We start from the raw sequence: 21276 nt of genomic DNA, 5'->3' as shown, positions 1-21276 counted from the left end.
ATAAAATCCAACTATCCTTTCACCAGTGTACCAATAGCTTCACCTTTAGCAATCTTCATAAAATTGCCGGTTTTGTTCATATCAAACACGATGATCGGAAGCTTGTTTTCCTCGCAAAGCGTAAATGCAGTCATATCCATAACATTCAGGCCTTTGGCATACACTTCTTTGAAGCTGATCTCATCGTATCTTGTTGCCGTAAGGTCTTTCTCAGGATCAGCAGTATAGATCCCGTCTACACGCGTACCTTTTAATACCACATCCGCCTTAATTTCAATAGCCCGTAAAGCAGCCGCAGAATCTGTGGTGAAATAAGGGTTACCGGTACCCGCACCAAAGATCACCACACGACCTTTTTCGAGGTGCCGCACGGCACGGCGCCGAATAAATGGTTCACAGATCTGCTCCATTTTTATAGCCGTAAGCAACCTGGTTTTCAGGCCAACTTTTTCCAGCGCATCCTGAAGCGCCATGCTGTTTATTACCGTAGCCAGCATACCCATATAATCGGCCTGCGCCCGGTCCATACCCGATTTCTCCGCACTTAAACCCCTGAAAATATTACCGCCGCCAATGACGATAGCAATCTGCAAACCTTGATCGTGTACAGCTTTGATGTCTTCGGCATACTGCCTTACCATCTCATTATCAATACCATATTGCTTTTCGCCCATCAGCGATTCGCCGCTGAGTTTAAGGAGGATCCGTTTATATTTCATGGCCTCAAAAATAGGAAAAAAACCATAAAAAAAGCCCCCTGACTCAGGAGGCTCTTAAAAGTATTGTCAAAAGTGACTACGCGCCCAATTGAACACGCTTAAATGAAGTCACGGTAAGACCGCTTGCAGTATCATTTAAGAATTTACGTACATCTTTAGAAGAATCCTTCACAAACTCCTGGTTCAGCAAGGTGCTGTCTTTGTAAAACTTGTTCAGTTTACCTGCAGCGATCTTCTCAACCATTTCCTCAGGCTTACCTTCAGCACGGATCTGCTCTTTTGCGATCTCGGTCTCACGCTCAATTGTTGTTGCATCAACATCAGCTTTGTCGAGCGCCACAGGATTCATAGCAGCGATCTGCATAGCCACATCCTTACCAGCTTCTTCAACACCTTCGCCTGCCTGGTTAAGCGCAACAAGTACACCTAAACGGTAGTTACCGTGGATATAAGGAACAACTTTCTCACCGGTTACGGTCTCAAACTTAGAGATACCGATCTTCTCGCCGATCTTACCAGTGTTGTCAACAATTACATCAGCAACTTTCTGTCCGTCCAGTTCCAAAGCAAGCAGTTCTTCCAGGGAAGCAGGGTTCTGCTCGATAGCCAGGTCTGCAAATTTATTTCCCAATGCTACGAAGTCAGCGTTCTTAGCTACGAAGTCAGTTTCGCAGTTCAGCTCAATCACCACACCACGCTTACCATCAGCAGTAGCTTTAGCAATAACCACACCTTCGTTCGATTCGCGATCCTGACGGCTCGCAGCTACTTTAGCACCTTTTTTACGCAAATAATCAACGGCAGCCTCAAAGTCACCGTTAGCCTCAGTTAATGCTTTTTTGCAGTCCATCATACCTGCACCAGTTTGCTGGCGCAATTTATTTACATCTGCAGCAGTAATTTGTACTGACATCTTTAGTTTCCTTTATTTTATGAGTTAAAAATTATGGGCTGTATAATGCGGTGGTCTTTTGTCCTCCAACACATCATACAACCCAAATTAAATTATATTAAGCTTCCTCAGCTGAGCCTTCTTCGCTCTCAGCCTGAACTTTTTGTCTTCTTGAACCCGGAGCAGCAACTTCAGGAGCATCAGCAGCAGCCTTAGCCGCTACAGCTTCTTTTTCTGCTTCTTCGTCTTTTTCACGCTTACGCTCATCCAAACCTTCTTCGATAGCCTTAACAATGATGTCAGTGATCAAAGAGATTGATTTGGTTGCATCATCGTTTGCCGGAATCGGGAAGTCGATGTTTGAAGGGTCAGAGTTGGTATCCACCATTGCAAAGGTAGGGATGTTCAGCTTCAACGCCTCGCTAACCGCGATATGCTCTTTCTTCACGTCGATCAGGAAAATTGCAGCTGGCAAACGGTTCAGGTCAGCAATACCGCCCAATAAGTTTTCCAGTTTAATACGCTCACGCTGAATCATTAAACGCTCCTTTTTAGAAAGGATCGAGTAAGTTCCGTCTTTAGTCATCTTGTCGATGTTAGCCATCTTCTTGATCGACTTGCGTACCGTTGCAAAGTTGGTCAACATACCACCCAACCAACGCTCGGTTACGTAAGGCATGTTTACTTTTTTAGCCTGATCGGCTACGATTTCTTTAGCCTGCTTCTTAGTAGCCACAAAAAGGATCTTACGGCCAGATTTTACAATCTGTTTGATCGCTGTAGCAGCTTCTTCAGTTTTGGTTAAAGTTTTATTTAAATCGATGATGTGGATTCCGTTGCGCTCCATGAAAATGTAAGGCGCCATTTTTGGATTCCATTTACGGGTAAGGTGACCAAAGTGTACACCTGCATCCAATAAGTCTTGATATGTAGTTCTTGCCATTGTTTTGTCTCCTTAAGATTAACGTTTACTGAATTGGAATTTCTTACGTGCTTTTTTACGTCCTGGTTTCTTACGTTCCACCATACGCATGTCGCGGGTCATGATACCCTTAGCACGCAATGCCGACTTCTTATCAGCATCTAATTCAACGATAGCCTTAGCGATAGCCAAACGAACAGCTTCTGCCTGACCTTTAACACCGCCACCTGCAACGTTTACCTGAACATCATACTGACCGATCACTTCGGCCACTTCAAACGACTGGTTTACGATATATTGCAAAGGCAGGGTAGGGAAATATTCTTTATGGTCTTTACCGTTTACGGTAATGGTGCCATTGCCATCTTTTAGATAGATACGTGCAACAGCAGTTTTTCTTCTTCCTGAAGTATTTGTTACTGACATTTCTTCTTAATTAAAGTGTAATGGTTTTAGGTGATTGTGCTGCATGAGGATGCTCTGAACCTGCATAAACATAAAGGTTGGTGAATAATTTTGCACCAAGTTTAGTTTTAGGAAGCATACCGCGTACCGCTTTCTCGATAACACGCTTAGGGTGTTTAGCCATTAACTCCTTAGGAGAAATGAAGCGCTGACCGCCCGGATAGCCGGTATAAGAAGTGTAAACCTTATCGGAGAACTTACTTCCGGTCAATTTAACCTTGTCTGCATTAATAACGATCACATTATCGCCGCAGTCTACGTGTGGGGTGTACTCAGGCTTGTTTTTACCACGGATGATCATAGCGATCTTCGATGACAAGCGCCCCAAAATCTCGCCTTCAGCATCCACAACAACCCACTGTTTGTTAACAGTTTTTGCATTGGCAGAGACAGTTTTGTAACTTAACGTATTCACTTGCTTGTATTTAATTTGTTAAACAATTATTCATTCCCCGCTTTTTTGGGGACTGCAAAGATAGCGCAAAATATCTAATTAACAAATAGTTTGTTTAGAAATTCTGCCATCTTCACAGGCGAATCGGTATTCAGGTAATCGACCCCGATTTCGATAAATGCCCGCCAGCAATCCGGGGTATCCGGGTTGCCCCAAAACCGGACGGGCTTTCCCAACGCATGGACATTGCGCACATAAGCCGCAAGCTTCTCGCGGTCGGCATCGGCAAGAGGCCCTACGCCATCCCATTTAGAAAACTGCTGAAAGGCGGTACTGTAAAAAGCCACACGTTTCATCTGCTCTGCAGTATACGGGGTGCTTAAGCGTCCGTCAAAAAAGAAAATCGGGTCATAGTCGCCCCACCGTTCCGGAGCAGGCGTAGCGCCGCTCAGCACAATACGCACCGCATCCGGATTATGGTTTACGTCGAAGTACTTCCGGTAAGGCTTCAGTTTAGCCTCCAGCACTTTTAATGCCGTAGTGCCCGGCGTTTTAAAATCGATCATGAACTGCAGACCGCCGCCGTTTTTATATGGCTTACCACCGTTCGCGCGGATCATATCGAGCAAAGGGTTGATATAAAGCCGTTCTATAGTACCTGCGGTATCGATCTCGTTCCTTTCATGCGCAACATAAAGCTGCCCGTCAACCTCAAACACGTCGATCTCCATAGAGGCAAAACGGTTTTCATAGGCCAAATGAAAGGGTCTCGGCTGCAAGTAATCATTATGTGAATGCGCATTTTTGTTTGCCGTGTATTTCTGGGCGTGGACCAGCGAAATGCTTAAGCCTGCAATAAGCAGGCTTAAGCCGAATATGTGTTTTATATTCATCCTCTAATATATTGTAAACTCGGTAATCAACCTAGGGCTGAAACCACACTTTGGTATTGTGTGTCGGCATCTTGCCCCCCATGTTGGCATTAACCCAGGCTAGCAGACTCGGACTGTTCTGCTCGTTGTCCGAATACACATAGCGCACCGGGATCGGTGATAAAACGGTCGGACCCGGAACCAGTTGCGGATAACCGGTCCTTCTCCATCCTGCCCATCCTTCAAATCCGTTAAGGAAGGCGTTTACCCAAAGCTGTTCAGCAATCTGTTTCAGCGGCTCGGTAGCCGATAAACCGACACCTGTCTGCTGGAAATACGCAGTCTTTTGTGCATCCGATATATACGGTGCAGCGGCCTGTGCACCGGCAAGCTGAGGCCAGTTATCAAATGAAGCACGCACACCATCCAGATATGCCGTAGCTGCAACCCCCGTCACGCCCATGTTCCGCTGAATCGCCTCGGCCTTCAACAGCATCAACTCCGCATAGGTAAACAAAAATGCCCGGTTCTCCTTGCGGATGCGGCTGCCGATAACAGAAAAGTCGTTGTTGTCCAGGCCCGGATACAAGTTCTTCTGTTCTTCGCTGCTCAGACCGGCACGTATACCGCGGTAAACGAGCGCCTGGGCTGGATTGGCTTTGTTTGCGTCGTACGACTTTTTGGTAGGCGCCGCAAAAATGGTCAGCCTGGGATCGTTTGCCGCCTTCAAAAAGTTAACCATCACATCGCTTACCCGGGCGTTGTCGCCAAAGTTCACACCACTGCCATCCGCAGGCGGATTTTGAATATACCAGCTGTAGAAATCGGTGCTGTTATTGTATACCAGCATCGCTTGTTCTGCCGCGCTTGTAAATACAGGATACTCAGAGGGGTTATTAAAAATTGCCGCCACTCTTTCGCCAATGCGTGCAGCCGCATCTGCTTTGTTCGATTGCCGCATCAGGATACGGATCTTTAGCGAATTGGCAAACTTCCTCCACCTTGCGGCATTACCTGCAAAGAGGATATCGCGACTGATCACTGTGCCTGCCGGCAGATTTTTCAGCAACTGGTTGGCCGACTCCAGATCTGTCAGCATCCGTTCATACACCTCCTGCTGTGCCTGGTACTTTGGAAACTCTAAGCCGGTAACATTACCCATGCCTGCTTCATCGTAGGGAATATCACCATAGGCGTCTGTCATGAGCGAAAGGATGTATACTTTCATAATGGCCGCAATAGCCTGGTACTGCGTCTGACCGTTAGCTTGTGCGATTCCGGCCAACTGATTCACGTCTTTAATTAATCGCATAGGTCCGTTCCATTCCTCCCGGTAAGAAGCTCCGGTCAGGTTATAGCGGCCGTCCGATTCGCTTGTGCCGCCCAGCCATGCCAGGTGCTGCACATATTGTCCGGCGCGACTGCCGCTTGCGTTCATCGAACCGACTGCCGAGCTGATAATGGGCGGCAACAACATTTCTGCAGGAACCGTTGACGGGTTGTTCGGATTTTTATTGATTTCTTCAAACTTGCTGCAGGATCCTAAAAGGACAACCAGCAAGGAAAACACGATATTTATCTTTTTCATATCTTATATTCTTTAAACTGAGCGGAAGGATTAAAAATTAAGGTTAAGCGACATACCTACACTTCTGAGCGAAGGAAGCGACATTGCCTCTACACCCTGAAACTGCCCGTCGTATGCGGAAACTTCCGGATCTATGTTTGGCACGTCCGACCACAGCAGCAGGTTGCGGCCAACCAGCGAGATGCTGCCATTCTTCACCGCAATTTTACGCATTAGGCTTGATGGCAGGGCGTAACCGATCTTCAGCTCTCTTAACTTGATATACGAGGCATCAAAAGTCGCAATCATGTCGTTATTGTAATAGGCCCTCCAGTAGTTACGCACCGTAACCGGCGTTGCGTTGGGGTTACCGGTATCAATATCGATACCCTCGCCCACCATATTGCCGCTACCATTTGCATCCCGGTTCACCAACGACTCCTTCAAACTTCCGGCGTTTATACCCTCAATATAAGTTCTGGAATGCACCACACCACCTTTCTGAATGCCAAACAGGAAGCTCAGCGAAAAGCGCTTATAGCGCAGGTTATTGGTAATCCCGGCTGTATAGTCCGGGTTAACGTTGCCGAGGTAGCCCCAGTCGCCGTTTTCTTCCTGCGGCAGACCGTTCTTGTGCGTCAGCTGACCCGATGGATTATAAATCAGGTAGTCGCCGTACAACGAACCGAACGAGCCGTCGCCCTTAGTATTCAGCGTACGCAGCTCAAGGGAAGCCCAGCGTTCCAGCTGACGGATCCTCGAGATGCCAATGTTCTCTGCCAATGAAATAACCTTATTCCTGTTCAAACCGAAGTTCACCGAGATATCCCAGTTAAAGTTGGCCGCCTTCACCGGCGAAGCATTCAGCATGACTTCCAGACCCTGGTTCGTCATCTTGCCTACGTTCATCAGCTTGGTATCATATCCCGCAGAAGGGTTCAGGGTAACAGGAATGATCAGATCGGTCGTCGTACTCTTATAGTAAGTTACGTCCAGACCGATCCGGTTGTCCAGAAACCGGCTATCGAACCCGAATTCATAAGATTCCACCTTCTCCGGGCGGATATCAGCGTTCGGATAATTGTTGTTATGTACCGCTACCGTCTCGCCGCCCCAGCCTTGCGACACCTGGAAATTGGCCGAAGTCTGATAAGGTTCCAGGTCGCGGCGCACCGACGAAATACTGCTTCTCAGTTTGAGGTAACTCATCGTTTCGCTCTGTATGCCAAACAACTCAGAGGCCAGCACACTTAGCGATGCCGAAGGATAGAAATAAGCATTGTTTTTCTTCGGAAGGGCGCTCGACCAGTCGTTACGGCCCGTAAGGTCTAAGAAGATCTTGTCTTTATAACCCAGCTGTGTGGTACCATAGATCGAATTGATGCGCTTCTCCTGGTAAACATTCCCTGCCTGAATAGGCTGGGCATTATTTGTCAGGTTGTACACACCGGGTATCGACAAGCGACCTGCAATGGCACCCAGTCTTTTGGATTTTTGCATCAGCAGGTTACCACCTGCATTCGCATTAAAACTCCAGTCGCCCTTAAACTTGGTGTCGTACGACAACAAGAAATCATGGTTCGTTTCCAGAAAAGCAACGTCATCTTCCTGGTAGTAGCCGTTTACGTATTGTGCCGAAGACATCGCGTGACGCATCGTCCGCTTGTCGTTATAGAAATCGCGGCCGGTACGCAGCATCAACTTCAGGTTTGGCATGATGGCATAATCCAGCTTTACATTACCGTAAACACGGTCGCGGTTATTGCCGTTCAGGTTCTCGTAGGCCACAAAATAGGGGTTGTTCCACCTTGCGCCATTGGGATTATAGATCGGTGAGTTCTGTACTGAATTTGCCAACCCGCCTTTCCAGTAATTGCGCAAACTGGCCACGTTCAGGTTCCTTGGCATGTACAGGAAGATCTTCATAATGGCATCGTCGTTTTTTGCCCCGTAGCTTGCCCGGTTGTCGCTTCCGTTGTTTACATAGTTCATGTTCACATCAACTTTCAGCTTATCGGTTATCGCATAGCCCGAGTTCAGTCCGAGTGAGTTCCTGCTCAGATCTGTGTTCTCCACAATACCCGTTTGCTCCAGGTTGGTGTACGACAGGCGGAAATTCAGCTTGTCCGTGCTTCCCGCTATGGAGAGGTTATTCGTGTAAGTCTGACCGTTCACAAAGAAATCCTTCAACTGGTTAGGCTGCGCAACAAAAGGTGTTGGTATCCGGTTACCGCTCGCGTCAAGCGGCGAATCGAACTGAGGGATCAGCTGTCCCTCCATCTTCGGACCCCAGTTCTCGATGATGTTATCAAAGGTTCCTCCGCCCATTCCGTCTTTGTACGCATATTTGCCATCCTGCCCCTGCCCGTATACATACTGGTAGTCGGGCAGCTTCAGCGGCGATTCGAAACTGGCCTGCGAGTTAAAAGAAACGCCCAGGCCTTTTACACCCTTGCCCGATTTGGTCGTGATGAGCACTACCCCATTGGACGCTCTTGAACCATACAATGCCGCCGCGTTCGGCCCTTTCAATACCGTGATCGATTCAATATCGTTCGGGTCAATTTCCCCTGCGGCGTTGCCATAGTCTACCTCACCTTCGTTGGCCGTAAAATTCGGGTTGTTAAAGTCCTGGCGACCAGTAAACGCGCGTGTCGACTGCTCGTTGTTGTTGCTTATCGGCACACCGTCTACCACAAACAATGGTGAGTTGTTATAATTATAACCGCTCACAAAGTTTTGTCCCCGTATCTGGATATTGGAAGAAGCACCAATACCACCCGAAGCGCTCGTGATCTGCACACCGGCCACCCGGCCGCTAAGGGTATTCAGTAAATTGGTTTCGTGCGATTCCCGCAGAAGTTCGCCATCCACTTTCTGTACAGAAAAACCGATGGATTTTGCTTCCCGGGTAATTCCCAGTGCGGTTACCACAACCTCGTTCAACTGGTTGTTGTCGCTACGCAATACCACATCTATATTACGCTGCCCGCGCACAGCGATCTGCTGCCGGGTGAAACCCACATAGGCAAATTCGAGAACGGCCTGTTCGTTGGGGACACTAATTTCGTAGTGACCATTCTTGTCGGTCACCGTACCCGCGGCAGCGCCCGCAACCCGCACGCTCACTCCGGGAATAGTCTGTTTAGTTTCTCCGTCTGTTACAACGCCTTTTACAAGTATGCCTTGCGCCATAGCGGCAACAGAACTTAAGGCCACGAGGCTAATGAGAGCGATCAGCAAAAGAGCGGCCTCCAAAAAAGCCGATTTCACAGACCTTGCTTTAGGGTCTCTGATCTGGTTTGTTAGTTTAAACATGAGTTTGGTTTTTTTTGACAAAGCTATCCCGGCCTTGTTAACCCATTGTTTATCCTGATTTATGAAGACATGAAATACGCGCCCATAAAAACGCGATACATGCTAAATGCTAATAGAAACTTATCAGATCATTAACGGTCTGGTAACTAAGCAATCTCTGTGGCGCGACGCTTAGGCTAAAACCTGGTGTATACCGCCAGTTGCACGATATGGTTGCTGGTGTTGGCCGCAGCTCCGTTCACCGCCTGGTTCATGTATCCGGCCTCTATATCGAGCTTCGGGCTAATCCTGTACCCGCCTGCGATATATGCCCGGTTTTGGTCGTATACATGACCATTGAGCTCATTTTTATTTTGCAGATTCAGGAACACCTCGTTCTGAAGGGCGACAAAAGGACCTTTGGTAAAGCTTTGAGCACCTTCCTGCAGCGGCAACATGAACCTTACAAAATATCTCCCGCGTTGCGAGAACAGATCATCCTGCCCGTTCCGTTCTATGAAGCGTTGTTCCAGCCGGAAGCGGTGACTCACACTAATTTTACTGATCTTATGTTTATAAATAAACTGCTCCCAAATCCTGTGCTCTGTAAGGGTAAGATCGGGTGCACCGGCTATTTTTGTGAAGGTGGGCGTGTACAGATAGCCTAAGGTTACATCTGCTTTGGGATTGATAAAATAGGTAAGCCCAGGTCTGATCAAAATATTCCTGACACCATCCCATTCATTCTGAGAACGAAACTGTGCATCAAAATGAAGTCCCCAGTTATCATTGAGTTTGGTGCTGTTCAATAAAAAAAGCCAGCCGCTGTTCTGGTTCACAGTCTGTGAAACGGCAGTCAGGCTAAACGCGCATAAAGCGGCAATAATAGTCAATTGTATCGATCGTATCATTTGGTATAACAGGTTAATGGTTAGACACTCCTGACAAAGGTAAAAAAATGCTTCAATTCCATTTAAGCAAGATTTGCGTTATAGTTAAGGCTGGGCATTACTTGCTGGCCACAGAAAAGCTGAATAACAGGGGCATTACAGGGGCTTAACAGGGGGATAACAGGGAGGAAAAAGGGGATTTATCCCTCTTAACTCCCTGTTAAATCTAGGCTATTTTTATTTGAACCTACCGGTATAACTAAACAATGATACTACTTGTCATCTCCTTTTGCAAGACAAGCAGCGAAAGCACCAGCAATCAATACAGCTCCGGGCAAATACCGAAGAAGGACATCAAAACCATTTGCCCGCCGTGGTTGTTATCCTTCCATAAAAATTAAGATTATGAAGAAAGAAACTAAGATTATCGCCGGCGTATTAGCGGGAGCGGCGCTGGGCGCGGCAGTGGCATTAATATTGGCATCAGACAAGTCGGGCGACCTGAAAGATAAGGTGTCTGACTGGCTTAGCGATGTTCTCGATTCATCAAAAGACAAACTTGCAAACGTTACCGACAAAGTGAAAGACACCATTTCGAAAGTAAACGGGTAGTTTATTGAATGAAAATTGCTTTCTATGGTGCTGCGCGGGCTGTAACGGGCAGCAAGCACCTCATCACACTAAATAACGGTACTCAACTTTTGCTCGACTGCGGCCTGTTCCAGGGGATGGGCGAGGTAACCGACGGCCTTAATCAGCGGTTCGGCTTCGACCCGGCTAAATTGTCGTACGTTGTCCTTTCTCATGCGCATATCGATCATTGCGGTTTGTTACCGCGACTGGTGGCCGATGGCTTTAAGGGACAGATATTTTGTACGCCTGCAACGATGGACCTTGCACGAATCCTTATGATGGACTCGGCAAAGATCCATATGCAGGATGCGGAATATGCAAACCGGCATGTAAAGGACGGCGAGACCAGCGAGGAACCGCTGTATACCGACGACGATGTGGTGAAAACCCTGAGTCAGTTTAAGGTGGTCGAATATCTGGAAGATTATGAGATAGACCCCAGGATCACACTCCGGTTTACCGACGCTGGCCATATTATCGGCAGTTCAGCCGTTCATCTGCGGATTATTGAAGATGGAAAGGAGCACCGCATCACCTTCAGCGGGGATGTGGGCCGTTATGGCGACCTGATCCTGAAAAGTCCGCAGACCTATCCGCAGGCCGACTATATCCTGATGGAGTCTACCTATGGTGATTCCCTTCACAAAAGTCTGGAACCGATAGAGGAATCGTTGCTGGAAATTATTAACCACACCTGTCTGATCAAAAAGGGCAAGGTGGTGATCCCCGCCTTTAGCGTAGGCCGCACACAGGAACTTCTGTACGCGCTAAATGGCCTTGAGTTGAAAAACAAACTGCCGGACGTACCGTATTATGTAGACAGTCCGCTTTCGCTCCAGGCCACTGAAGTGCTGAAAAACCATCCTGAAGCCTATAACAATGGCGTAAAACAACTGATGAAGATCGATGACGATGTATTCAGCTTCAAGGGACTGAAATTTATAGAAAGCGTACAGGAATCTAAAGCGGTAAACGAAGATACCCGGCCTTGTGTCATTATCGCTTCTTCGGGCATGGCCGAGGGCGGTCGGGTAAGGCACCATATCCGTAATACAATTGGCAACCAGAAGAACACGATTCTCATGGTGGGTTATGCGGATCCGAATTCCCTGGCCGGACAACTGGTGGCGGGCAGCCGCACGGTCTGGATGTTCAACGAAGAATATGATGTGGTAGCGGATGTGCGGTCGATACAATCCATGAGCGCGCACGGCGATTACGAGGATCTCCTTCATTTTCTCGAATGCCAGGACCCGGAACAGGTGAAGCAGATCTTTTTGGTGCATGGAGAGTACGAGGTGCAGCAGGCCTTCGCACAGCGTGTGCGCGATGCAGGCTTTAAGAACGTGACCATCCCGGAATACCGGCAGGTGTACGAGCTGTAATCTGGCAGAAATGAGCATTGCGTAGCTAAAGGGATTTGTCTAAGTTTGCCCGATGGATGTATTTGGCCAGGCTCTAAAAGATCAGTTCCGTAATCCCCCTTCAGATATTCTCTGGGTGCATAATTCTTACGATGAACCGGAGGAGATGCCGGTGGACATCTATTTCCGAAGTGAAAAGGAAATGCCGGAACTTGAGCTCAAAGCACTTGATGCCTGCCGCGGCAAGGTACTCGACGTGGGCGCCGGGGTTGGAAGCCATGCCCTCGTTTTACAGGGCCGGGGATTTGATGTTACGGGAATGGATATCTCAGAAGAGGCTGTGGCCATTATGAAGCAGCGGGGACTGAAAAAAGCGCTGACCGGCGATATCCTGAAATATACCGGGGCGGGGTATGATACCTTGCTGTTTATGATGAACGGTATTGGGCTGACGGGCTCGCTCCAGGGCTTAAAGTCCTTTCTCAGCAAAGCTAAAGGGCTGATCAACCCGGGCGGTCAACTCGTCTTTGATAGCTCCGACCTGATGTACCTGTACGAATCGGTGCCCTTTCCCTTAAATGGGTATTATGGGGAAGTCAGTTTCCGATACGAATACAAAAGCCTGAAAGGGAATTGGTTTAAATGGGTGTATGTAGACCAGCAGACGCTCATCAGTACCGCCCGTGAAGCTGGCTGGCTTACTGAAATCCTGTTTGAAGACGGCAACGATCAGTACCTGGCGCGTCTGACCGTTGCCGGTTAATCCTTAAGCTTTTTCTTCCCAGATGCAGGCGATATTGATGATGGTCTGCACCGCCTTTTCCATGTCCTGTACCGAGGCCCATTCCTGCTTACCGTGAAAGGCATGTTCGCCCGCAAAAATATTCGGGCATGGCAATCCCATAAAAGAAAGGCGTGAGCCGTCGGTTCCGCCCCTGATACTTTGACGCTTCGGCGTTATACCTGCGCGCTCAATAGCCTCAATGCCGTATTGAATGACCTCGGGATGCCGGTCGAGTACCTGCTTCATGTTCCGGTACTGCTCCGTGATCTCGAGGGTATAGGTAGCGTTGGGATAATCCTCGATAATGTTCTGAACGGTCGCATCGAGAAACTCGCCGTTGGCCTCAAGCTCTTCATTGTTAAAAGCGCGCAGGATAAACCTGGCTTCAGCACGCTCTACGCTACCGCTGATAGAAACAGGATGAATGAAGCCTTCTTTCCCTTCTGTGGACTCGGGCGACAGGCAGTCAGACGGCAGCGCGCTGATCACGTCTGACAATATCTTGATGGCACTTTCCATTTTGCCTTTGGCAAAGCCAGGATGCGTGCTTACCCCATGAATGGTGAGCAAGGCACCGTCGGCAGAAAAGGTCTCGTCTTCTATAGAACCCAAGGTTTCACCGTCTACCGTATAACCAAAGTCGGCCCCAAGCTTCTGCAGGTCGGCTTTATCCACACCGCGACCAATCTCTTCGTCGGGTGTAAAAAGTATTTTGATCGTTCCGTGTTTTACGTCCGGATGCTGCATAAAAAAGGCCGCAGCTTCCATAATCTCGGCCACGCCTGCCTTATTGTCGGCCCCCAGCAGCGTAGTTCCGCTTGCGGTAATGATGTCGTTTCCGATCTGCTCTTTGAGGTCTGGATGTTCATGCATACGCAAGACAATACTGTTGTCGTCGGGCAAAACCAGGTCCTGACCCTGATAATTGGTATGTATAATAGGTTTTACGGCATGTCCGCTGCAGTCGGGCGAAGTATCCATGTGTGAGCAGAAGCATATTACCGGCACTTGCTTTTCTGTATTGGAAGGAATGGTTGCATATACATAGCCATGATCGTCCATATGCGCATCAGCTATGCCCATATCCTGGAGTTCCTGTACCAGGACATTCCCAAGATCCTTCTGCTTTTCGGTAGAGGGTGTGGCGGGCGACATCGGGTCAGACTGCGTATCAATCTGCACGTACTTAATGAAGCGGTTTTGGAGCGTTTTAGTTTTATTTTGATAATTTAGCATATCCGTAAGGTAAGTCACAAAGTTAGCCATTAGATTATAATTTGACCAGTACCCGAGCTATATCGACAAAAAGCCTGTTTGCGCTATGGGCGCTTATGACCCTGTGCCTTTCTTCCACTGCACAGTCGAATTATTATAAGCTGGGCATTGGCGGCGGATACGGTTTTACCCAGGCCTTTACAGACCTGCCGGACCAGGACTTTTCGAAAGCCATTTACGGACAGGCGGAGTTTTTCTTTAGCCCCTTCGTGAGTATAGGCGCCGAGATACAGCAAGGCAAGATCAAATCAGGAAATTCGTCGGACGACCCGCTTGCCCGTGCTTTTGTGAACGATTATACGCTTACAGGCCTGAATGCAAAGTTATATCTTGGGGCGGTGACAGACCATCGGTCGGGCAGACTGCTGGATGCACTGAAATGGCTGTACCTGGGCTCCGGTGCAGCGATCATCAGAAATAAGATATCCCACAAAAATCAGTTGGAAGGTGATATCTACCTTGGTAAAAGTAAATCCCGGGAACTTGTGCTGCCCCTGAATCTGGGCTTCAGTTATTACTTCAACGACCGGGCGGGCATGCCGCGACTTGGCATAAACGCGAATATACAGGTCAATTTTTCACTCGGAGAGGGTCTGGACGGATACGACAGGTCGAACGTTACCTTCAAAGAGGATGTGCCCGACCGGTATCATTTTTACAGTGCGGGACTGAGATACCTGTTTGGCCCCGCAGGATTGTCGAAACGCTCACTTAACTAGTTTTTCTTCAATGAAAAGGTCCTTATTATTCATATTGCTTTATACCATAACCATGCACACATCTGCACAGCTTACCCCATATGAACAGAGCGGCAACAAGGAGACGGCTACATACGATCAGGTTATAGCCTGGTACGCCGGTCTGGACAAGCAGTACGAACAGGCGAAACTGATTGAATACGGTCAGACGGATTTCGGTAAACCCCTGCATGTGCTGGTCCTTTCAAGGGATGGCATTTCCGATGCGGCAGAAGCCAGGCGCAGGGATAAATGCGTATTGCTGATCAACAACGGCATTCACCCCGGCGAGCCTGAAGGTATTGATGCGAGCATGATGCTGGCGCGCGACCTCCTTAAGAACAACGCGCTGCCTGAAAATGTGGTTATCTGCATCATTCCATTGTATAATATTGATGGGAGTTTTAACAGAAGCAGTACCTCACGTGCCAATCAGAACGGTCCGGCCGCCTATGGCTTCAGGGGCAATGCGCGGAACTACGACCTGAACCGTGACTTCATTAAGTCTGATTCGAGAAATGCTGTGGCTTTTCAGGAGATCTTTAATACCTGGAAGCCGGAGATATTTGTGGACACCCATACCAGTAATGGTGCCGACTACCAGTACGTCATGACGCTGATACCGACACAAAAAGACAAGCTTCAGCCTTTGCTGAGTGAATACCTGAGGTCGACAATGCTGCCTGAACTCTACAGCAGGATGGAGAAGGCAGGTTATGAAATGACGCCTTACGTGAACAGTATGGAAGAAACACCGGATGCTGGCATTATGGGCTTCCTGGAATCGCCGCGGTACTCTACCGGCTACGCCGCACTGCACAATACCATCGGTTTTATGCCGGAGACGCACATGCTGAAGCCTTATCCGCAGCGGGTAGATGCTACGTATAAACTGCTCCGGATCTACATCGATCTGGTGGAGAGAGATGCCCGCCAGATCCGTGAAAACAAAGGCAGGGCAGATGAAGCGGTGTCGGCCCAGTCCGATTTCCCGCTTGCCTGGAAACTAAACCGCGACAAGTATGACGAGTTGCAGTTTAAAGGCTATGAGGCCAGGTATAAACCCAGCGAGGTGAGCGGTCTGGATCGCCTGTATTACGACCGGAATGCACCTTATACCAAGGCAATAAAACAGTGGAATAACTTTGAGCCCTCGGTGGTTGTTAAAAAGCCTGTGGCGTATATCATCCCGCAGGCCTGGGAGAAGGTGATCGCCTTGCTGCAGTTGAACGGCGTGAAAATGGGCAGATTAACGGAACAGGCAGAGCTGGATGTTGAGATGTATTACATTGGGGAGTATAAGACCAGCGCCGCACCTTATGAGGGGCATTACCTCCACTCCGCCGTGCAGCTGAAGCCTGTCCGGCAAAAGATCCGCTTTTACGAGGGAGACTATGTGGTGTACACAAACCAGGCGGTCAACCGTTATATCATGGAAACCCTGGAACCGCAGGCGACGGACTCTTTCTTTAACTGGAACTTTTTCGACGCTGTATTGAGCATGAAGGAACATTACTCCGCCTATATTTTTGAGGATACTGCGGCCGAGCTGCTCAAAGCGCAGCCACAATTGCGGGAAGCGCTTGAAAAGGAAAAGCAAAAGAACCCTAAGCTGGCCCAGGATGCAGGCGCACAGCTGGACTTTGTCTATAAAAACTCCGCCTACTACGAAAAGACACATTCACGATACCCTGTTGCACGTTTACTTAGCCCTCAGCCTTTATCATTAAAATAATATGGAATATTTACACGAAACGCCCGTTGCCTCAATTATCTTTTTATTTACCATTGTGACCAGCCTTTATGCGTTCAGCAATCCGGACCTGTATGGGAAGTTTATGCTGCACCCGTATAGCGTTTCGCGCCGTTATAAATTGCACACGCTCATTACGAGCGGATTGATCCATGCCGACTGGATGCACCTGATCTTTAACATGATCACCTTCTGGTCCTTCGGCTTCGGGCTTGAAAGGACGATTGGCTCAGTTAACTTTGCGATCCTGTATTTCGTGAGTTTAATTCTGAGCGATATCCCTACTGTAATCCGTCATAAGAATGATATGTGGTACAATAGCCTCGGCGCGTCAGGGGCCATTAGTGCAGTAATGTTTAGTTACATACTTTTCGCACCTTTTTCTACATTGTTCATTTTGCCTATCCCGGTACCAATTTGGGCAATCGTGTTTGGCCCGCTGTACCTTGTGTATTGCGTGTACGCGTCCAGACAAGCGCGGGACAATATTAACCATGATGCGCACTTCTTTGGCGCATTATCGGGCCTGATCATTACCGTGCTTCTGGTGCCAGGCGTGATTCCGCATTTCCTGAACCAGATTATGCTTAAGCTTGCCTAGTAACTGGGCTTTATAATACGGCGGGGAGTGCCGGCGGATGGAAATAGCTCATCGGATTAGCCGGGTCTTTGATGATTTCAAACAGCGTATGGCCCCATGGTTTCCAGAATTCCTGTAGCACCTGCGCATAGGTTTTATGCTGCCAGTGATCAAAGATCGGCTTGTTCAGGGTGCCCTTGAGCGGCATGGGCTCGATGTAAATGGTACCCTCCACAGGCATCACCGCGTATTCGGGGAGGCGGTTAAACAAATATGCCGAATAATAGAACCTGGCACAGAGTTCTTCAAACTGCTCCGCGGAAAGCTTGGTCCCTTTGATCTGATCGAGTAATTGCTGATGGAATCTGGCATTGGTGCCATTGTCCTGCAGACAGGCCACGATACCGAAATTCTTCATCTTCATCGAAAAGGTAAGCGTGTTGATTTCATCACGGAAGCTGAATGGTGTCTCTTCCGCCAGCTCGACGACCACGATAGACCAGGGCTGAAATTCTTCAAACTCTACCGGGGTATAAATACCCTGTATCATGGTGTGCAGGTTTCCGAATTTGTGCATGAGGCCCTGCGACATGTTCAGTCCGTCGGCACTCAATTGCTGCTGGCGCACTGCGGCGTTCATTTCCAGGTACACCAGCCCATACAGGAATTTCCCGATCCAGTTAAAGATGTCGGATTGAACTAACTGCGACACTCCCTGGTACCCCTCAGAAAAAGCCTGCTGCATCCTCTGCTCCAGCGCATCAACAAAGTGTTCCTGCACTTCGATATTCACCGGAACCTTCAGGCTGTTGTAGCTGCGGATACTTTCGTCGAGCAGTTTAATCGGCTCCTCTCCGCTAAGTCCCGCCATATCGAGCAGCCAGCGCGGCAGGATATTGCTTTCTACTATTGGTGTCGAAAAAGTATCGCCGCTCAGGTAACACTTTTTATAATGAAAGTCGAAACTGCGGAAGGGCTGGTAAACTGTGCTCATGTATCTCTCCGCTACTTCTTTAACAAGTTGCGCATCTCCTTGAACAGTTTAAGTTTCAGATATCCAAAGAACACGGCAAAACCAATAAAAGCGGCGATATAAGGGTACTGATTATTACTAACGCACCATACGATGCCTATGATGCATATAATAATCGCCAGGGTGTAAAAAACGTTTAATGCAATCTTTTTGACCATCTAGTAAACAGGCATTTCAGGGTCAAATGCTTCCTGCCAGGCTAGAATGCCTCCTTTAAGATTATACAGATTGGTAAGTCCCAGTTGCTGCTCAAGCTGCATTACTGCGGCTGCGCTGCGTTTACCGCTGCGGCACTGAATGATGACAGGCTTGTCCGTGGCTACCTTATCGGCCTCAATCAAAATACCGCCCAGGGGGATATTCTCGCCGTTGAGGTTAGACACTTCATATTCGAAGGGTTCCCTGACATCAATCAATTGAAAATCTTCGTTATTATCGATCTTCTGCTTTAGTTCTTCGACCGTTATTTCCTTAATCATAGCAATCTGTTTTTTCAAAGATACGAATTGTATTGTAACAACTGAACGTGCCGGGCGTTTAATAGTAGTAACGTAAACATTATCAAGTACATCATGAACGCCATACAGCGGTTTTTCTGGTTCTGTTCAGGGGCCCATATCCCGACACTGGAAAAATACCCTACCGAACACACGAAATACACCGGCATAGGTGCGACGATTTTCTTTACCGGCCTGTTTGCTGCATTATCGGGCGGCTATGCCCTTCACTTTATTTTTAAAGGCGAGGCCGGGGCCATAGGGTATGCGCTGTTGTTTGGCTTGTTGTGGGGATTGGCAATCTTCAATATGGACCGCTACATCGTATCGAGCATTGATAAAAGCGCCTCTGCCTCGCGACAAATTCTACAAGCTACACCGCGTATCCTGCTTGCGATTATGATCGGCATTGTAATCTCCCGCCCGCTTGAACTTAAAATCTTCGACAAGGAAATCAGGGAACGCCTGAAAATGAGTTATCTGAACAATCAGCGCTCGCGGATTGACACATTAAATGTGGCGTTCAATAATAAATACAAAATTGAAATGGCTAAGCTTGCCGACATCCGGGCACAGCGTGACTCGCTGCAGGCAGCCATTAAGAGCGACCGGCAAAAACTCAACTATGAGATTTTTGGCAATAAAACTACCGAGACTTCGGGCATTATGGGTTATGGCCCGTATGCCAAACGAAAGGAGGCGGAACTTCAGCAAAGGCAGAGCGATCTCGATACGCTGGGTGCGGCAGCCTTGAGACTCGAGAATTTCATTTCCGACCGGAAAGCTTTCGACGGAATGATGAGTGAACGGCTGTATACCGGCAGACAGCTGGATAGTCTGGTAGGTGTGGCCGGGTTTGCCGACCGCAACTGGGCTTTGGGTCAGCTTAAATTTACGCCTGCCGGCAAGCCCGACACCGATACGGCACTGGCGGTAACATTTATAGGTCTGTTGTTTATTTTCTTTGAATGCTTGCCGGTTTTTGTTAAATTGATGAGCAGTAACGGCCCGTACGACAAAGCCGTTAACAACATAGAGATCAGCCAGGTACATGAATCCGACCGGGAAAAAGACTATGAGGTTAGCGTGGTAGACGGCGTACATGACACGCGCGTAGATGCTGAAGTGGGCCGCCGAAAGAGAACATTTTTATATAACTCCGATCAATGAAACGAATTTTAACCGCTTTATTATTGCTTATCAGTGCGCCCTATATCTATGCGCAGGACATTAACCAGATCATCAGCAGAACGTATGTGGACAAACTGATCAAAACGCTGAGCAGTGACGATATGCAGGGCAGGGCAACTTTCAGTGCGGGTGCCGACAAAGCGGCAAGTTTCATAGAAGCTGAATTTAAACAGATCGGCCTGAAGCCACTCCCAGGAGAAACTTCGTTCCGTCAGAGCTTTGAGCGGAAGGGCAAACCGCTTTTTAACGTGGCGGGTATGATCCCGGGAAAATCTAAAGCAAAGGAGATCGTGGTCTTTTCGGCACATTATGACCATATCGGCATTGTTAAAGGAAACGCGCAGGACAGCATTGCTAACGGGGCAGATGACGATGCCTCGGGCACGACTGCCGTTATCGCGCTGGCTAAGTATTATAAAGACCTGAACAATAACGAACGGACCCTGATCTTCGTGACTTTTACCGCTGAGGAGATCGGCGGCTTTGGCTCGAAGCATTTTTCAGGAAAACTAAATCCGGATCATGTGGTGGCGATGTTCAATATCGAGATGATTGGCAAGGACAGTAAATTCGGAAAGAACGCCGCATTCATTACCGGCTTTGATAAGTCGGATTTCGGAAAGATCCTGCAGAAGAACCTGAAGGGAACTGAATTTACCTTTCACCCGGATCCTTACCCTAAGCAAAATCTGTTTTACCGCAGCGACAACGCCACGCTGGCTGCGCTGGGCGTACCTGCACACACCATCAGTACCGACCAGATCGATACCGACCAGTTTTATCATACCGTAAAGGATGAGTACGAAACGCTTGATGTGGAGAATATCCTGTCGACGATAAAAGCCATTGCCCGGAGCGCCGTAAGCATCATTAAAGGGCAGGATACGCCGACAAGGATACCGCGGCTTATTGAGTAAGCTCCTTTTCCATAATAAAGTCGTTCATGAAGAAGCCCTTACCAATATTGATGTCGACCTCCTCAACGATCTTAAAGCCTAAGCTTTCATAAAAGCCCCGGGCTTTATTGTGACGGTTTACGTTTAACTGAAGCGTTTTTGCCCCGGCATGGGCGGCCAACCTGCATACTTCGCTGATCAGCAGTTTGCCAACTCCCTTACCATGCTGCTGCGGCAACACATATAGCTTGTGTAGCTTATAGATGGTCGCGTTTTCCGGGAGACCGGAGTATCCGGCAAAGCCGATATCCATACCATCTTCCTCTGCCATGAGGAAGACATACCCTGCCCTAACCTGCTTGAGCAGTTCGGCTCTACTGTACATGGTATCCAGCATATAGCTGATCTGCTCTTCCGATAATATCTCGCCATAGGCCGATGGCCAGGTTCTCATCGCTAAATCCCGGATACTATCTATATCCCCCTCCATGGCTCTTCTAAGTAGGATCATCATT

22 protein-coding genes are annotated in these 21276 nt (G+C 48.3%); 8 read left to right on the top strand and 14 right to left on the bottom strand.

Annotation, left to right across the window (positions count from 1 at the left end; all coding sequences use genetic code 11):
• Positions 1-11: 11 nt before the first annotated feature.
• The 9 genes from pyrH to QEP07_RS11455 form a co-directional block, all read right to left on the bottom strand.
• Positions 12-719, bottom strand: coding sequence for a UMP kinase (gene pyrH, locus QEP07_RS11495; protein WP_256002463.1), 708 nt, complete (start codon positions 717-719; stop codon positions 12-14).
• 76 nt (positions 720-795) lie between these two features.
• A complete protein-coding gene (gene tsf / locus QEP07_RS11490; protein WP_256002465.1) occupies positions 796-1632 on the bottom strand; it encodes a translation elongation factor Ts in 837 nt (278 codons plus the stop codon).
• Between the two features lie 97 nt (positions 1633-1729).
• The gene (rpsB, locus tag QEP07_RS11485) at positions 1730-2554 is read right to left on the bottom strand and encodes a 30S ribosomal protein S2 (protein ID WP_256002468.1); all 825 of its coding nucleotides are present in this window, start codon (positions 2552-2554) and stop codon (positions 1730-1732) included.
• 18 nt (positions 2555-2572) lie between these two features.
• On the bottom strand, positions 2573-2959 hold the full coding sequence (gene rpsI / locus QEP07_RS11480; protein ID WP_256002471.1) for a 30S ribosomal protein S9: 387 nt from the start codon (positions 2957-2959) through the stop codon (positions 2573-2575).
• A 10-nt stretch (positions 2960-2969) separates the two neighbouring features.
• The gene (gene rplM / locus QEP07_RS11475) at positions 2970-3413 is read right to left on the bottom strand and encodes a 50S ribosomal protein L13 (protein WP_256002473.1); all 444 of its coding nucleotides are present in this window, start codon (positions 3411-3413) and stop codon (positions 2970-2972) included.
• Between the two features lie 74 nt (positions 3414-3487).
• Positions 3488-4285, bottom strand: coding sequence for a phosphatidylinositol-specific phospholipase C/glycerophosphodiester phosphodiesterase family protein (locus QEP07_RS11470; RefSeq protein WP_285010251.1), 798 nt, complete (start codon positions 4283-4285; stop codon positions 3488-3490).
• 31 nt (positions 4286-4316) lie between these two features.
• Positions 4317-5852 (bottom strand): SusD/RagB family nutrient-binding outer membrane lipoprotein, encoded by a 1536-nt coding sequence (locus QEP07_RS11465; RefSeq protein WP_285010250.1) that lies wholly within the window; start codon positions 5850-5852, stop codon positions 4317-4319.
• Positions 5853-5882: 30 nt separating this feature from the next.
• Complete coding sequence (locus QEP07_RS11460; RefSeq protein WP_285010248.1) at positions 5883-9149, bottom strand: SusC/RagA family TonB-linked outer membrane protein; 3267 nt, start codon at positions 9147-9149, stop codon at positions 5883-5885.
• A 176-nt stretch (positions 9150-9325) separates the two neighbouring features.
• The gene (locus QEP07_RS11455) at positions 9326-10039 is read right to left on the bottom strand and encodes a DUF2490 domain-containing protein (RefSeq protein ID WP_285010247.1); all 714 of its coding nucleotides are present in this window, start codon (positions 10037-10039) and stop codon (positions 9326-9328) included.
• A gap of 384 nt (positions 10040-10423) precedes the next feature.
• Between QEP07_RS11455 and QEP07_RS11450 the strand changes: the two genes are divergently transcribed.
• The 3 genes from QEP07_RS11450 to QEP07_RS11440 are packed head-to-tail and all read left to right on the top strand — an operon-like array spanning position 10424 to position 12778.
• Entirely contained in the window at positions 10424-10630 is a 207-nt protein-coding gene (locus QEP07_RS11450) for a YtxH domain-containing protein (protein WP_256002500.1), read from the top strand.
• 8 nt (positions 10631-10638) lie between these two features.
• A complete protein-coding gene (locus QEP07_RS11445; RefSeq protein ID WP_285010246.1) occupies positions 10639-12036 on the top strand; it encodes an MBL fold metallo-hydrolase RNA specificity domain-containing protein in 1398 nt (465 codons plus the stop codon).
• A 52-nt stretch (positions 12037-12088) separates the two neighbouring features.
• Complete coding sequence (locus tag QEP07_RS11440; RefSeq protein WP_285010244.1) at positions 12089-12778, top strand: class I SAM-dependent methyltransferase; 690 nt, start codon at positions 12089-12091, stop codon at positions 12776-12778.
• 3 nt (positions 12779-12781) lie between these two features.
• Here the strand turns inward: QEP07_RS11440 and pepT are convergent, their stop codons facing one another.
• Positions 12782-14035 (bottom strand): peptidase T, encoded by a 1254-nt coding sequence (gene pepT, locus QEP07_RS11435; RefSeq protein ID WP_437126694.1) that lies wholly within the window; start codon positions 14033-14035, stop codon positions 12782-12784.
• A gap of 41 nt (positions 14036-14076) precedes the next feature.
• Here pepT and QEP07_RS11430 point away from each other — a divergent pair, with 41 nt between their 5' ends.
• The 3 genes from QEP07_RS11430 to QEP07_RS11420 are packed head-to-tail and all read left to right on the top strand — an operon-like array spanning position 14077 to position 17165.
• Positions 14077-14793 carry an outer membrane beta-barrel protein gene (locus QEP07_RS11430; protein WP_285010242.1) on the top strand — a complete coding sequence of 239 codons (717 nt, stop codon included), beginning with the start codon at positions 14077-14079 and terminating at the stop codon, positions 14791-14793.
• 10 nt (positions 14794-14803) lie between these two features.
• Positions 14804-16546: a M14 family metallopeptidase gene (locus QEP07_RS11425; protein ID WP_285010240.1), complete on the top strand. Its 1743-nt coding sequence runs from the start codon at positions 14804-14806 to the stop codon at positions 16544-16546.
• A gap of 1 nt (position 16547) precedes the next feature.
• The gene (locus QEP07_RS11420; RefSeq protein WP_285010239.1) at positions 16548-17165 is read left to right on the top strand and encodes a rhomboid family intramembrane serine protease; all 618 of its coding nucleotides are present in this window, start codon (positions 16548-16550) and stop codon (positions 17163-17165) included.
• 10 nt (positions 17166-17175) lie between these two features.
• On the opposite strand, the gene QEP07_RS11415 is transcribed toward QEP07_RS11420, so the two are convergent.
• From QEP07_RS11415 to QEP07_RS11405, 3 genes are read right to left on the bottom strand one after another with little or no spacing between them, the layout of a single operon-like run.
• Positions 17176-18138 carry a hypothetical protein gene (locus tag QEP07_RS11415; protein WP_285010237.1) on the bottom strand — a complete coding sequence of 321 codons (963 nt, stop codon included), beginning with the start codon at positions 18136-18138 and terminating at the stop codon, positions 17176-17178.
• Between the two features lie 11 nt (positions 18139-18149).
• On the bottom strand, positions 18150-18335 hold the full coding sequence (locus QEP07_RS11410) for a DUF6358 family protein (RefSeq protein WP_256002522.1): 186 nt from the start codon (positions 18333-18335) through the stop codon (positions 18150-18152).
• Entirely contained in the window at positions 18336-18653 is a 318-nt protein-coding gene (locus tag QEP07_RS11405) for a rhodanese-like domain-containing protein (RefSeq protein ID WP_256007046.1), read from the bottom strand.
• Between the two features lie 96 nt (positions 18654-18749).
• Here QEP07_RS11405 and QEP07_RS11400 point away from each other — a divergent pair, with 96 nt between their 5' ends.
• Together QEP07_RS11400 and QEP07_RS11395 are read left to right on the top strand one after the other, a co-directional pair.
• A complete protein-coding gene (locus QEP07_RS11400) occupies positions 18750-19844 on the top strand; it encodes a DUF4407 domain-containing protein (RefSeq protein WP_285010236.1) in 1095 nt (364 codons plus the stop codon).
• On the top strand, positions 19841-20782 hold the full coding sequence (locus QEP07_RS11395; RefSeq protein ID WP_285010235.1) for a M20/M25/M40 family metallo-hydrolase: 942 nt from the start codon (positions 19841-19843) through the stop codon (positions 20780-20782). Before QEP07_RS11400 ends, QEP07_RS11395 begins: the two co-directional genes overlap by 4 nt.
• Here the strand turns inward: QEP07_RS11395 and QEP07_RS11390 are convergent.
• A complete protein-coding gene (locus tag QEP07_RS11390; RefSeq protein WP_285010233.1) occupies positions 20772-21275 on the bottom strand; it encodes a GNAT family N-acetyltransferase in 504 nt (167 codons plus the stop codon). The genes QEP07_RS11395 and QEP07_RS11390 overlap by 11 nt on opposite strands.
• Position 21276: the final 1 nt, after the last annotated feature.

Origin of the sequence: Pedobacter faecalis, from assembly GCF_030182585.1 — a bacterium.
Classification (GTDB): domain Bacteria; phylum Bacteroidota; class Bacteroidia; order Sphingobacteriales; family Sphingobacteriaceae; genus Pedobacter; species Pedobacter faecalis.
The sequence above is the reverse complement of the archived record's forward strand: the minus strand, read 5'-3'. Positions and strand labels throughout refer to the sequence as shown.

Excerpts from the sequence above, each read along its gene's own strand:
- pyrH (WP_256002463.1), bottom strand. The coding sequence starts at position 719 with ATGAAATATAAACGGATCCTCCTTAAACTCAGCGGCGAATCGCTGATG.
- tsf (WP_256002465.1), bottom strand. The coding sequence starts at position 1,632 with ATGTCAGTACAAATTACTGCTGCAGATGTAAATAAATTGCGCCAGCAA.
- rpsB (WP_256002468.1), bottom strand. The coding sequence starts at position 2,554 with ATGGCAAGAACTACATATCAAGACTTATTGGATGCAGGTGTACACTTT.
- rpsI (WP_256002471.1), bottom strand. The coding sequence starts at position 2,959 with ATGTCAGTAACAAATACTTCAGGAAGAAGAAAAACTGCTGTTGCACGT.
- QEP07_RS11470 (WP_285010251.1), bottom strand. The coding sequence starts at position 4,285 with ATGAATATAAAACACATATTCGGCTTAAGCCTGCTTATTGCAGGCTTA.
- QEP07_RS11465 (WP_285010250.1), bottom strand. The coding sequence starts at position 5,852 with ATGAAAAAGATAAATATCGTGTTTTCCTTGCTGGTTGTCCTTTTAGGA.
- QEP07_RS11460 (WP_285010248.1), bottom strand. The coding sequence starts at position 9,149 with ATGTTTAAACTAACAAACCAGATCAGAGACCCTAAAGCAAGGTCTGTG.
- QEP07_RS11455 (WP_285010247.1), bottom strand. The coding sequence starts at position 10,039 with ATGATACGATCGATACAATTGACTATTATTGCCGCTTTATGCGCGTTT.
- QEP07_RS11450 (WP_256002500.1), top strand. The coding sequence starts at position 10,424 with ATGAAGAAAGAAACTAAGATTATCGCCGGCGTATTAGCGGGAGCGGCG.
- QEP07_RS11445 (WP_285010246.1), top strand. The coding sequence starts at position 10,639 with ATGAAAATTGCTTTCTATGGTGCTGCGCGGGCTGTAACGGGCAGCAAG.
- QEP07_RS11440 (WP_285010244.1), top strand. The coding sequence starts at position 12,089 with ATGGATGTATTTGGCCAGGCTCTAAAAGATCAGTTCCGTAATCCCCCT.
- pepT (WP_437126694.1), bottom strand. The coding sequence starts at position 14,035 with ATGCTAAATTATCAAAATAAAACTAAAACGCTCCAAAACCGCTTCATT.
- QEP07_RS11425 (WP_285010240.1), top strand. The coding sequence starts at position 14,804 with ATGAAAAGGTCCTTATTATTCATATTGCTTTATACCATAACCATGCAC.
- QEP07_RS11420 (WP_285010239.1), top strand. The coding sequence starts at position 16,548 with ATGGAATATTTACACGAAACGCCCGTTGCCTCAATTATCTTTTTATTT.
- QEP07_RS11415 (WP_285010237.1), bottom strand. The coding sequence starts at position 18,138 with ATGAGCACAGTTTACCAGCCCTTCCGCAGTTTCGACTTTCATTATAAA.
- QEP07_RS11410 (WP_256002522.1), bottom strand. The coding sequence starts at position 18,335 with ATGGTCAAAAAGATTGCATTAAACGTTTTTTACACCCTGGCGATTATT.
- QEP07_RS11400 (WP_285010236.1), top strand. The coding sequence starts at position 18,750 with ATGAACGCCATACAGCGGTTTTTCTGGTTCTGTTCAGGGGCCCATATC.
- QEP07_RS11395 (WP_285010235.1), top strand. The coding sequence starts at position 19,841 with ATGAAACGAATTTTAACCGCTTTATTATTGCTTATCAGTGCGCCCTAT.
- QEP07_RS11390 (WP_285010233.1), bottom strand. The coding sequence starts at position 21,275 with ATGATGATCCTACTTAGAAGAGCCATGGAGGGGGATATAGATAGTATC.